Genomic DNA, 13,144 nt, shown 5'->3' with positions numbered 1-13,144 from the left:
CTAAGGCTTGGCCGACGCCTGCGGTGGGGCGACCTCGCGTTCGAAGGTGATGGTCGAAATCCTGGCGTCCAGCGCCTGGATGGCGGCCACGGTGATGTCCATGTCCGGATTGGCGCCCATCATCGCTTCGCGCGAGATCAGGGCGCCGCAGTTGCGGGTCTTGTAGACCTGGGCGACCACAGGTTCGGCCTCGGCGCCCAGCCTTTCAGTGGCCTTGACCCGCGTGGCCTCCAGCTCCGACGACCGCAGGGCCACCTTGCGCTGAAGCGCCGTCATCCGCGCCGCCAGGGCGGTGCGACGGGCCTTCAGGTCGTCGGGCTTGAGGGTGGCGGGCTGGGCGTCCAGCGCCTTGGCTTCGGCGTCGATCGCCACGCGCTCCTTGTCCACTTCGGCCTGGACCTGGTCGGTCAGCACCTTGAGCCGGGCGTTGGCCGCCGCCCCGACCTTGGAATTGGCGAACAGAGCGTCGCGGCCCAGGATGCAAAGCCCGGGGATGAGCGGCCCGCCGAGCTTCGGCGCACCGGCCGGTGCGGTTTGGGCGGAGGCGGCGCCGGGGGTCGAGAGCGCGAACGCCAGGGCGGCGCCCAGCATCATGCGGTGGATCATCACGGAACTCCTGGAGGACGGGATCATTCGGCGGCCTCGGCGACGGGGACCTGGGTCTGCAGGGCCATCAGTTCGGCGAAGCGGTCGAGGGAGGCCAGGTGGAACTGCGCCAGGCCCAGCCAGCCGCGTGCGTGCCAGTCGACCACCGTTTCGGCGTCCAGGGCGGCGAACTTGGCGGGGTCGATCAGGCGGAAGCCCTCGATCGCGAACCGCCGGCCATCCGGCGTGGTCACATCCGCGCGGCGATCCACCAACAGGTCCTTCTCGACGATCGCCCGGCAGAAGGCGGTGGTCGCGGCGGCCTCGTCTTGGAAGGCGTCGCAGAACTCCAGCGCCTGCTGGGTCAGCGGACCGGGCTTGCCGTCGACGAACAGCGGCTCGCCCTCCTCTCCGCCTTGGGCCACGCGGTCGCTGCCGACGTCGATGGCCAGGGCGAAGTGGTCGGGCCGTCCCGCGCCCATGAAACCGAACGGATAACGACGGACATAGGCCGGGACATAGGCGCCGGCCGTCCACTCGCCGTCGGCGACGAACAGGTTGCGACGCTCCAGCCCGACCAGGGCCACGGGCGCGGCGCCGTCGGTGGCGAACAGGATCGGATACCAGCGCGAGGCCTTGATGAACTCGGCCACCACCAGCGGCACGACGTGGGCGTCGCGGGCGAATTCGAAGGCGCCGGCCTTCAGGCGCCAGTCGGCGTGGGCGACGGACGAGAGCGGTTGGGGGTCGCTGTAGAACAGCGGCATCGGGTGACGGCTGGTCTGGTCGGTGTCGGTCATGGGAACGCCTGCTGAAACCTCGGCGGCAACCGCCGGAATGAATGACGTGGAGGGTTCTCGTCCTCCCGACGCGGGCGATGTGGCCTTCGCCTGCGTCGGGAGGAGAGCCTTTCGGCCGGGCGGGCATGCCCGGTGCGCCCGCCTGGGCGCGTCCGAAAAGACCGGGCAGGTGTGAGGGGAACACCTCTGCCCGGCATGGGGGTCGGCCGCGCTCGCGCGTGTCGAGCGGGCCGGATGACTATTTGCGCTTCTTCTCTTCGTCCGGGTCCTCGCCGAACGAGACGACCGAGCCGGTGAGGATCGTCTGGGAGACGGTCCGCAGTTTCTCGACCTCGGCGCTCATGTCGAAGGCCTTGGCGATGGCGTCGTCCTCGGCCGCCTGGGCGAAGTTCTCGAGGTTGATCGGGCCCAGTTCGGCCTCCTCGGTGTTCAGCTCGACATTGGTCACGCCGCCGACCGTGATGTTGTCCAGGCCGCGGATCTCCAGGGCGCCGACGAACAGGTCGCGCGAGGCCCGGATGCCCGCGTCCCCGGCGTTGACGATGCCGTTGAACGCGTAGAGGTCGACGTCGCCGCCCGGCGTGCCGTCCACCCGGTTCAGGGTGGCGATGCCCGCGCCGTTGGGCAGGCCCGAGCGCAGCACCCGGACGATGCCGTTGATGTCGACCGGGAAGATCACCGGCGGGATCGACAGCGAGGACTTGCGGCCCTTGCCGGCGTCGATGTTGCCGAACGACGACCAGATCATGATGTCGCCGTCGTCCGCCGTCATCGTGCGGCTCTGGTTGACGATGTAGTCGCCATAGGTGAGCACGTTGACCGAACCACCGTCCTGGCTGAGCACGCCGGAGCTGTTGGGATCGGTGTTGCTGACGCTGAGGCTGGCCAACTGCACCAGGCCGCCGGGGACCAGGATGTCGACATTGCCGCCGCCGTCGGTCCGGATCTGGCTGTTGGTCATGATCAGGTCGCCGAACCAGCGGGCTTCGCCCGCCTGCTTGGCCTCGCCCGGCTTGCGCTGGGCTCCAGGGAACAGCTTGCCCACCGCCGCATAGCCGCGCGAGGGATCGCCGAACCGGGTGTTGGACGGATCGGTGCCGGTGGAGGCCCCGACCGCTTCACGGCCGGAGGTCTTCAGTTCGGCGTAAAGGATACGCGTGGCCAGGCCCCGCTTCTTGACCGGATCCAGATCGGCCAGCCACGCCACGGCCGCTTCGTAGTCGGCCTTGCTGATCTTGGAGATCAGCGTGCCGCGCGCCACCGGCTTGCCCTTGTCGTCCTCCAGCGAGATCAGCGGACGGCCGTTCATCTCGTTCCAGTAGTTGACCAGGTCGACCGCATAGACCGTCACCTCGGTCTGGCCGTCGGCCAGGGTGGTGGGGTGCGGCGTGCCCAGGCCGATGTCGTCGAAGGTATAGTACTCGCTCAGATAGATCGGCTTGGCCGCCAGGTCGCCCGTGCCCAGGTAGTATTCGAAGAACGGATCGTAGCTCGGATCCTGGTCGATGCCGGCCAGCACGGAAATGTCCGCGCCGTTGTCCTCGACCTTGTTGGCGTAGTCCGTGTCCTCGGCCGCCCGGATGCCGGCGCCGGGGGTCGTGCCCATGTAGATCTCGTCCCCGGCCTGCACCCACATCCGGCCTTCGCCGAAGATAGTGATGTCGGGCAGGTAGAGCGAACCACCGGCCTGGACCGTGGAGACGTCGTCGGGGTCCTGGTTGAGGAACTCCATCACGCCCATGCGCACGTCGTCGCCGGCCTTGAGGCGGGTCTCATAGCCGAAGATGAAGTTGCCGAAGCCGTAGGCGCCGGGAGCCCCCGGATACTGGGCGGCATCCTGCGTCCCCTGGGCCTGATAGATATCGCCATCGAGCGTGTAAATTCGCGCGTAGTGGTCGCTGCCCTCGTTGATGTTGTCGGAGTTCTCGCCGCGGCCGTAGCCCGGCCCGCCACTGCCCCAGGTGTCGGAGAAGCGGTGATCGCCCGGCCTGAAGGGGTTGACCGCGCGCGGCGCGTCTTTCGGATCGCCCCAGCTCAGGGCGAAGCCCGGCGCGTCGTAGCCGCGCTGGCCGTAGCCGCCGTTGAACGTCTGGCTCTGGCCGGTGCTGTGGATGTTCAGGAAGCCGATATCCTTGCGAGCCAGCAGGTCGAACTGGCCGCCCGGGAAGCTGTCGACCAGGATCAGCTCGGGCTTCTCCTCCCAATCGCCCAGGATCACCGAGCCGCTGATCGACACCAGCCGGGTCTTCGACGGCAGGATGTCGCCCGGCTCGTACTGGCGGCCGCCGGCGGCGTAGTACTGGACGTCGCCGCCCGAGGAGATCACCTCCAGCTTGGTCTTCTGGGTGTAGGCCAGCCAGCTGGAGCCCTGGTAGTCCCAGTTCTCGTTGGCGCTGGAGCGCACGCTGGCGAACCGGGCGTCGCCCCCCGTGGTGATCTTCAGGGTGGCGTCATCGACGATCAGGACGCCGTAGCCCTGCTTGCGACGGTCGGGCCGGTAGCCGCCGATGTTGGACTGGTAGAAATACGGGTTCTCGATGTCCGGGTCGGCGGTCTTGTCCATGCGCCCGTCGACGTCGATCGTCGCCGCGCCCTTGCCGATCCAGATCGAGCCGCCCAGCAGGTCGCCCCCGACCGACATCTCCAGGTCGCCGCCGCCGCGGATGTCGAGCACCTTGGCTTCGTCGGCCGTGCGGCCGCCGGCCACCCGGGTGGTGGTGGGCAGGACCACGGCGAGGTTGTCCACCGTGCCGCCGGCGCGGATGGTCACGTCGCCGCCGCCCAGGGCGCCGACGCCCTGGCGGAAGGTGTCGGGCGTGATCCACAGGGCGGTCTGCTGGTAGACGCCACCCCGGTCGGTGCTGAACGGCGTGTCCAGCAGGCCGCCGTAGCTGGTCGTGACGACGCCGCCCCGCTTGCCGTACCAGGTGGCGTCGCGCATGGCGTCACCGGCGCCGTTGATGTCGCCGCCGACGGCGATGCTGATGTCGCCGCCTTTCTCAAGGAACGAACCCGCGCGGTAGGAGACCACCAGCGGGTCCCAGGAGCTGCCGCCATAATACTGGTTGGGCATTTCGAAGTCGGCCAGCGGCGCGGCCTCCCGGCCGGCGGTGTAGAGCGCCCCATCCACATACTGGACGGAGAAGGCCGCGCGGCTGCCGTCGTTGTCGTAGTCGCCCGTGATCGCCCGGGCTCCGGCTTCGATCCACACCGTGCCGTTGCCGTAGATCGAGCCTTGGTCGAACACGACATGGCCCAGGTCGGGGACGGTCACCTCGAAGAGGCCGCTGGGCATCTGGGTGGCGGCGAAGTTACGCAGCGTGCCATCGGGGTAGATGATGGCCACATTGTTGTTGCCGGCGATATCCGGGGTGATGACGAACTGGTACTCGCGGACCGGCTTGTAATTCAGGTCGCCCGAGGCGGCGACGTTGATGTCGCCGGTGCCGGTGCGCACGATCGCGTTGATCTTGACGTCGCCCTCGCCCGTGGCCGAGGCCAGGGTCGACAGGACGTTGGCCTGGGTCAGATCAGCGCCGGCCACCAGGTTGTAGGACCAGGATTCGTCGTTGGTCAGCGGGCTGGCGGCCGTCGCCGGATCACTGCTCGACAAGGGAACGCTCGGCTGCTGCGCCGACAGGAAGCCGTCCGACAGGTTGGCGTCGATCGACAGGTCGCCGCCGGCGCGCAGGGTCAGCACGCCGGGCTGGCCGCCGAAGCGGACCGGCGCCAGGTTCCATTCGTCCTTCAGGCTCAGGTCGCCGCCGGCGCGGATCTCGATGCCGGGGGTGATCTTGAAGGCGTTGGCGTCCGCCTGGCCCAGGCGGGTGCGGATGGCCAAGACATTACCGTCAGCCATGAAGGCGGTCGCCTGGGCGACGACCTGACCTTGCAGCGCCGTGTCGATCACATGGTCGCCCGCGCCCAGGTCGGTGACCCGGTAGGCTTCCAGGATGGTGGCGCCGCCGTCGACGCTGGCCAGGTAGCGATCCACGGCCACGTCGCCATTGATCTGGCGGGCCCGCAAGCGCACCTCGCCGCCCTCGCCCGTACCTGCCCCGCCGACCTTGAGCACCGCCGCGCCGATGTCCAGCGCGCCGGCGTCGCCGACCTGCAGCGACACCAGCCCGCCACGCTGGGGACCCGCGCCCTTGGCGCTGGCGTCCAGCACCGCGCCGTCCTCGACGATCAGGTCGCCGCCCGAGGCGATGACGATCTTGCCGCCCTTGGCGCCGGTGGTGATGACCTGGGCGCTCCCGTCGACCGTGATCGAGCCCTGGCCGGTGGACAGTTCGAACGCGTCCACCTGGGTCACGCCGGTCAGGTCCACGTCGCCGCTGACCACCGCAAAGCGCCGCGAGCGGTTGAAGCCGCTGGTGTTGAGCTTGGCGTTGAGGGCGCCGAAGTCGGCCAGCGTCGAGGTCTGCAGCGTGAAGGCGCCGCCCTTGCCGCCGGTCCCGGCCACGGCCTTGAGCTGGCCGTCCAGCACCGCCACGCCGCGGCCGGCCGAAATGATCAGGTCGCCCGCGTCGCCGGTCTGGCCGCCGGACAGGTCCAGCACCGCGCCCGAGGCCACCGTCACGTCACCGCGCTCCGACGTCAGGCCAATGCCGCCCGCGCCGAGGTATTCAGTGACCTCGTAGAACTTGATGGCCGAACCCGATACGTCGATGCGCGCGTTGTCGCCCACCAGCACGTCGCCGGTCGTCGCCGAAGCCCGGAACACGCCGGACGACAGGGTCACCGGCAGGTCGATCGTCACCGACTGGCCCTTGAGGTCCAGGGTGGCGCCGGCGGTCTGGAAGGCCGCCAGGGTCATCGGCGCCGCCTGGGCCAGAACCTCCACCGAGCCCCCGGCGTTGACGCCGTGCGAGGCGCCGCTGGCGGCGGCCACGTCGGTGGCACGGATGGACAGCGAGCCCGGCGCGTTGATCTTGCCCGCGCCGCTGAACAGCACCCTGCCCTTGGCGTCGACGTCGATGTCGGCGAAGCCGAGGCCCACCACGCCTTGCCCAAAGACCACGGTTTCGGCGTTGAGCTTCAACCCGCCGCCCGTCGCCGTCGGGGTGATGGCCGGGGCGTTGGTGTTGGACAGCGTCAGGGTCTTGGCCGTGAACACGCTGTCGCTCTGGCCGTCGATGTTCACCAGGCCGCCGCCGTCCAGCACCAGGTTGTTGCTGGTGGCCAGGTTGATGTCGCCATAGATGTCGAAGGTGGAGAAGCTGCGCAGGCGCAGGGTCTGGGCGCTGGCCAGGGCGGCGAAGGCCGCGTCGTTCAGCACCAGGCCGTTCTGCACCGACGGCGCGTCGCCGAAGCTGACGACGCCGGCCGCCGCCTCGATGACGCCGGCCTTGAGGATCGCCCCGGGCTCCAGCGTGGTGTCGCGGGTGGCGTTGACGGCGACGGCGTCGACCGCCTCCAGCCGCGCGCCGCTCTCCAGCACCACGTCGCCGCGGTCGTTTTTGGCGTTCGTGCGGGTGATCGCCACGTCGCCCAGGTTCGAGACCCGCACGAACGCGCCGCGATCCTCGGCCGCGTAGGTCATCGGGGGCCAGACCGTGGTGGTCGTGTGGGAGGCCAGCTCCGGACGCAGGATGATGTCGGCCGCCTGGGCCCCATCACCGACGGCCCGCACCACCGAACCGGCTTCGAACCGGACTTCGTCGGTCGCGGCGAACAGGATTTCCACGCCCGTGAGCGCGTCGCTTTCGCCGTTGCGCACCACGATCCGCTCGGCGCCGACGGAGGCGCCAATGGGCGTGCCGTCGTCGTTGCGCCCCTCATAGCCGGTGACGATCTCCAGCCCCGCCTGGCCCTGGCGGCGCACCCCGCCGATCAGCAGGCTCTCGGCCACGTTCGACAGCTGCTTGGGATCCAGGCGCAGATAGCCCGGACCCAAGTCGCTGATGTCCGTCCCGGCCGAGGCCACCACGATCAGGTCGCCGGCGATGTCGAGCACGCCGCCGCGATCGGCCGAAGTGGCGCCGCGCGCCCGGAACTCACCGTTCAGCTGCAGGCTCTCGCGCGCCGCGATGGTCATGAAGCCGCCGTCGACCGGCAGTCTGGGGTCGGCGTTGTAAACCGCGCCCGAACGTTCCAGCCCGGTCAGGAACCGCTCGCTGGAGAAGAAAGAGTTGCCGCTGGTCTCGATGAACTCCGAACGTTGGCGCACCCCGGCGCCGGACATCACCTGGAAGCTGGTGAAGCCCTGGTCGCTGAACGCCACGCCCTGCTCGCCGGCCTGGTGGCCGGTCAGGATGAAGCTGCCGTCCGTGGTCTGGCGCGGCGTGGAAGAGGCCGCGCCCGTCTGGGCGACGGTGACGCGGTAGCCGCCCGGGGTCAGGGCATATTCCGCCGGAAGCAGGGTGTAGTAGCCGGCCGGGTTGCCGTCGAAGGCGGGCAGCCAGATCACGTCGCCGACCGCCAGTTGCTCGCGCGGCGCGGTGCTGGGCGCTTGCCCCAGCGAGACGTCGGCGCCGAACGCCGGCGAGATCGCGAACACGCCGTCACCCGTCAGGATGTTGGCCGCGCCCTTGGGACCCTGGACGAACTCCAGGCCCAGAACATCGCCGCCGCCGCCGGCGTCGATCACCGCGCCGGCCTGCAGGTCGACATTGTCGCCCGACACCACGATCCGCTTTTCGGGCGGCGTGTCGAGCTGGACGTCCTCCATGCTGTCGGGGGTCGGACCCCACCAGTTCGAGCCGTCGATCGTGTGGCCGTAGAGAATGGTGCGGCCGTCGGCCGAAACCGTGGTCAGGCTGCCCGGCAGGAAGTTGACCTGCTCGCCCTCGAACTCGATCGTGCCGAAGGGAGCCGAAAGCACGCCGCCCTGGTTGATGACCGGGGCCTCGATCACCAGCTTGCCGCCGGCCGACAGCGGCGCGGCCGGGCTGGAGCCGGCGCGCTCGAAGGTGACGCTGGTGTCGGAGAAGATCCCCAGCGCCGTGCCGGTATGCGGATAGACCTGCCCGGCGCGGATCACCAGGGCGCCGGGCGCATAGACGTTGGAGAACAGGCTGCCGCCCATGCCGTCCGGCGTGACCTTGCTGCCGCCCGACAGCGACTGCGTGGCCTCCAGCGTCACCTTGCTGAAGCCGCCGAAGGCGGCGTTGCCCACGTTGATGGTCTGGGCCAGGGCCTTGAACTCACCGCCGTCGGAGCTGGTGTCGGCCATGCCCAGGCCGCCGGTGAAGGTGATGATCGGCGCCTGCAGGGTGACGTCGGCGGTGTCCGCCGCCACCGACGTGATCGTCAGCGACCGCAGGGCCTTGAGGGTAAGGTCGGAGTCCACCCGGACCTGGCCGTCGATATTGACCGTATCGAAGCCGGCCGCGGCCGTCAGGGGCGCCTGGCCCACATGGAAGCTGCTGCCCGGCGCGATGCTGGCAAAGTTTTCGCGATAGCTGGCCCCGCCGAAGTAGTCGATCAGCATCGCCAGGGCGCCGACATAGCCGCCCTGGTTGGTGCTGACCACGTAGCCGGCCGGGACGTCCGGCGCGTAGGGCCCGACTGGCGGTCGGGCAGCGCCGGCCTCGACCAGGGTCGGGTCCAGCACCAGGAAGCCCGCGGGATCGGTCGCCGAAGCTCCGGCGAAGGCCTCGGCCAGGAAGGCGCGCAGGGCGACGGGATCGTTGATCGGGATGGGCTCGATCGTTCCCGGCTGGGCGCCGAAATAGGCCTCGGCCAGCTCGGCCAGATTGGCGAAGCCGTAGGTGTCGATGCCGCTATTGGCGATATTGTCGAGGATGGCGGTCATCTGCTCTTCGCTGACGCCCCGGCCATCGGCCCCGCCCGTCAGGTTCAGCACCCCGGCCCGGCCGGTGACGCCGTTGAAGCCCACGCCCGCCGCGCCGCGAAGGTCGCCGACCACGTAGCCCGACCGGCCGCCGATGGAGATCGTGCCCGCGTCGCCGCCGATCAGGCGATCGACCCGCACCGCGCCCAGGCGCGACGGCACGCTGACCGTCAGGACTCCCGCCGCGCCCGAGACGTCGAGCCGCGCGCCGCGTTCGATGATCACGTCGCCGCCGCCCACCGAGATGTCGCCGCCCGCGTGGACGACGCCCTCGGTCCAGGACTGGCCCGGAGCCCCGCCTTGCACCAGGCGGCTGACCACCACGCCCCGTGCATCGAGGAACGCCGAGGAGCGGACCCGCAGCGAGCCCAGGTCGGTCGCGGACAGGTTGATCTTGCCGCTCAGGGCGGTGATGTCGCCGCCGATGTCGAGCACCGAGCCGCTGAGGCCGACCGCGCCGTTGGTCGCCACCTTGATGGTCGCGCCGTCCGCGACGGTGAGATTGCCCGCATAGCCCAGATTGAAGGTCGTGCCGGCGCGCAGATGCTCGGCGGGCACGATGGCCTTGGTGAACTGCGAAAGGTCGGCGCCGGTCGCGATCTGGCTGGCCGGCGTGTCGAGGACCAGAACCTTCTGCGCCAGGTCCAGCTTGGTTCCGGCGCGCACGTCGATGTCGGCGACGACCGACAGCTTGCCGATGGGGGGGCGCTCGCTGGCCCCGGCGGGGAGATTGGCGTTGTAGGCCGCAGCCTTGGCGTTGGCGGCCAGGATAGCCTGATAGCCCTCGGCCGTGATCACCGTGCCCGGCGCGATGATGAAGACGTTGGGATCATTGGGATCGGTGACGTTGGGGTCCCGCACACCCTGGCTGACACGCCCGATCACCGAGGTGTCCAGCGTCAGGTCCAGCAGGCCGCCGTTGATCGTCAGCGAGCCCAGGCCCCATTCGTTCAGCTTGGCGTCCGACAGGTACAGGCCGCCCGCGGAGGCCGAACCACCGGCCGGGCCGATCACGATGTCGCCCATCTCTTCCAGCCGCAGGGAGCCCGCGCCCCCCAGGCCGCCGAGCTTGAAATCGGCGCGGTCGAGAAGCGTCGCGCCGTCCTGGCTCGCGCCACGCGTCAGGGCGATCGAACCGCCCTTGCCGTTGACCAGCTCGTAGCCGGCCGGACCCGCCGCGGTGGCCGGGCTGGTCTGTTTCCACCAGCCGCCGCCCTGGGCGTCGAAGGTGACGTCGCCGTCCAGCACCGCGCCCTGCACCGCGATCGAGCCGCCGTCGACCCGGCCGCCCCATTGGCCGCCGCTGTTCAGGTCGTTGGTCCAGGTCCCGGCCACCGACAGCACCGAACCGTCGCCGATCCGCGAAGCCAGGACGTTGATGCTGCCGCCCGCCGCGCTGAGCACGACGTCGCGGCCGATATTGGCGGGCGTCGCGCTCAGGGTCAGCGCCCCGCCAGCCCGCAGCTGGAGCCGCGCGCCGTCGGTGATGTTGAGGCTGTAGGCCCAAGCATCAGACTTGTTCATGATGTTCAGCGTTTCGACGCCGGCGAAGAAGTCGTCCTCGATGAAGCTGAACGAGGCGTTGCGGCCGCGCTGGAAGCCGGTCGGCAGGGTCGCGCCCGGCGCCAGAAGAGCCTCCAGATCCGCGCCTTCATAGCCTTGGTCGATCAGCGCCTGGCGCAGTTCGACCGCCTGGCCGCGATAGACCACCCAGCCCGGAGCCAGCAGGATCGGCTGATCGCCTTTCTCGCCGACCATCACCTGCGTATAGCCGCCCTCGGACAGCTTGCCGTCCTTACCGAGCTTGGTGGGATCAAGGGTGACCTGACCGCCGTTGACCGTCAGGTTCACCGCGCCCTGGCCGGGCGTGACGAAGAGTTGGTCGAAGAAGTATTCGGCGAGGGATTCCGAGCCGGTGCCCAAGGTCACCGAGCCGCCCTTGGGCATGCGGGTCGAGACGGGGACCTCGATGGCCCCGGTCGGCGTCGCGGGCTTGGCCCCCTTCACGCCGGCGGCCAGTTGGCGGCTGCCGACCACGGTGTCGGCGCTCACGCGGCCGAACAGCTTCTGCGACGAGGACAGGATTTCCAGCCGGCCGGCGTCGCCGCCCTCGGTATAGCCCGCCTCGAAGCGCTGGGTCTTGGACAGGCCGGTGTACGTCAGGCCCGCATCGGCGGTGGCGATGTCGAACACCCGGCCATCGGCTGCCGTCAGCTGGGTGACGTCGACCCAGCCGCCAGCATAGTCGGCGCTGCCGCCCGAGATGTCGATCTTGGCGCCGTTGTCGATCTGCACGGCGCTGAGCGCCCGGATCTGCACGTCGCCGCCGTTGATCGAGCGATCCTCGGCCGTCAGGTTGCGGTTGGCCAGCGCCCCGGTCCAGTCGACGATGCTCGCGCCCTGGCGGATGTCGACCTTAACGTCCTCGCCATAGAGGATCCCATCGCGCTGGAGCGGCGAGGACGACAGCTCGTTGGCCCGGATCTCCACGTCGACGATGTTGTCGCTGACGTCACGCTGCACACCACGCACGCCCGAGACGTCGATCAGCGCGCCCTGGCGCATGATGAACGACCCCGGCTTACCTTTGTCCGCGCCGGCGAAGTCGCCGAGCATCGTGGCGTTGTAGTTGCCGTCGACGGTGATCAGGCCGCCCTGGGCGCGCAGCGTCGAGTTCTCCTCCATCAGCACGTCGCGGCCGACCACGGAAATGCGCGAGCGCTTGGAGCCGGTGAAGGTCTCCAGGGCCGGGCTGGCGTCGGTCCCGGTTTCGGGCGCGACCTGGGTCAGGCTGCCCTTGCCGAAGGTGATGTCACCGGCCAGACGGTCGTAGCCGTTCGAATAGTAGAGCTCGTCGTCGTCGAAGGCGAAACCCGCGCGCAGCAGGATCGCGCCGGTGCGCTGGCGCACGCCGGTCGTCGCGGTGACGACGCCGTTCTGGACGATGCTGGCGCCCTGCATCAGGATCGTGCCGCGCGTGGCGTTGATCACCCCGTCGTTGATCACGCTCAGGCCCAGTTCCTCGGCCCGGCCATAATGCCAGAGATTCCAGCGCGCCTCGTTGTTGTAACGGCCGTAGCCGGCGCGCTTGGCGCTGCTCAGGCCGTAGACACCTCGCAGGAAGTCATAGTTGTACATTTCGTGCGTGGCGCCGGAGCGCAGCACGAAGTCCTCACCGGCCATCATCACCAGCTGGCCGTCGGTGATGTCGATCTTGCCGTGGTTGATGACGTTGACGCCCAGGAACATGGCCGAACTGGTCACCGTCGGATCGGTCGACTTGAAGGTCAGCTCCGCGCCCTTCTCGATCACGATGTCGCCGACCGCGCCTTCCAGCAGGCCGGGGATCCCGTACCAGCCGTCGTCGCGGTTGCGATCGCTCAGCAGGCCCTTGGTGTCGAGCACGGAGTCCGGCATCACCGTGGTGGTCACCAGCATCGAGGCGGTGTTGACCTTGGCCGTGCCCTTGAAGATCACGCCGTTGGTATTGGCCAGCCACACCTGGCCCTTGGCCGTGATCTTGCCCGCGATCTGGCTGGGATTGGCGCTGAAGATGCGGTTCAGCGCAATCCAGTCCGCCCCGCCCTGCTCGAAATGGACCTCCTCGCTGGCGCCCACGTCGAACTGCGACCAGTCCATCAGGGCCGCCTTCTGCTCCTGCTTGATCGTCATCACCAGGCCGTTGTTGGTCTGGGCGACGGTCGGCAGGCGCGCGCCGGTCCAGCGACCGCCCGGCAGGATCTTGGTCCCGGCCAGGGTCTGGGCGGCGTCCTGCGCCATGGCGACCTGCAGGCCCAGCACGCCCGACGCGGCCAGACCCAGCAGGCTGACCGAGGCGATCAGCGCCGCGCGCTGGGTGGCCTGGCCGAACCGGAGGACGACGGTCTTTGCGGTGGCGGACTTGGTCTTGGCGGACTGAACGGCGGTACGGCGGCGGGCCATGATGGCGCTCCTGAAAACG

At 69.5% G+C, this 13,144-nt stretch carries 3 protein-coding genes; all 3 read right to left on the bottom strand.

The genetic code is table 11. The annotated features are described in order from the left end of the window. The 3 genes from AC07OA_RS15570 to AC07OA_RS15560 all read right to left on the bottom strand — a co-directional run bounded on the left by AC07OA_RS15570 (position 1) and on the right by AC07OA_RS15560 (position 13,125). Positions 1-606, bottom strand: a complete 606-nt coding sequence (locus AC07OA_RS15570; RefSeq protein ID WP_494664727.1) for an OmpH/Skp family outer membrane protein — start codon at positions 604-606, stop codon at positions 1-3. Between the two features lie 23 nt (positions 607-629). After that, positions 630-1,385 carry a SapC family protein gene (locus AC07OA_RS15565; RefSeq protein ID WP_494664726.1) on the bottom strand — a complete coding sequence of 252 codons (756 nt, stop codon included), beginning with the start codon at positions 1,383-1,385 and terminating at the stop codon, positions 630-632. 238 nt (positions 1,386-1,623) lie between these two features. Beyond that, entirely contained in the window at positions 1,624-13,125 is an 11,502-nt protein-coding gene (locus AC07OA_RS15560) for a filamentous hemagglutinin family protein (RefSeq protein WP_494664725.1), read from the bottom strand. Positions 13,126-13,144 lie beyond the last annotated feature (19 nt).

The organism is Caulobacter sp. GW821-FHT09B08 (assembly GCF_059418225.1).
This window is presented reverse-complemented; position numbering and strand designations above follow the sequence as displayed.

Excerpts from the sequence above, each read along its gene's own strand:
- AC07OA_RS15570 (WP_494664727.1), bottom strand. The coding sequence starts at position 606 with ATGATCCACCGCATGATGCTGGGCGCCGCCCTGGCGTTCGCGCTCTCG.
- AC07OA_RS15565 (WP_494664726.1), bottom strand. The coding sequence starts at position 1,385 with ATGACCGACACCGACCAGACCAGCCGTCACCCGATGCCGCTGTTCTAC.
- AC07OA_RS15560 (WP_494664725.1), bottom strand. The coding sequence starts at position 13,125 with ATGGCCCGCCGCCGTACCGCCGTTCAGTCCGCCAAGACCAAGTCCGCC.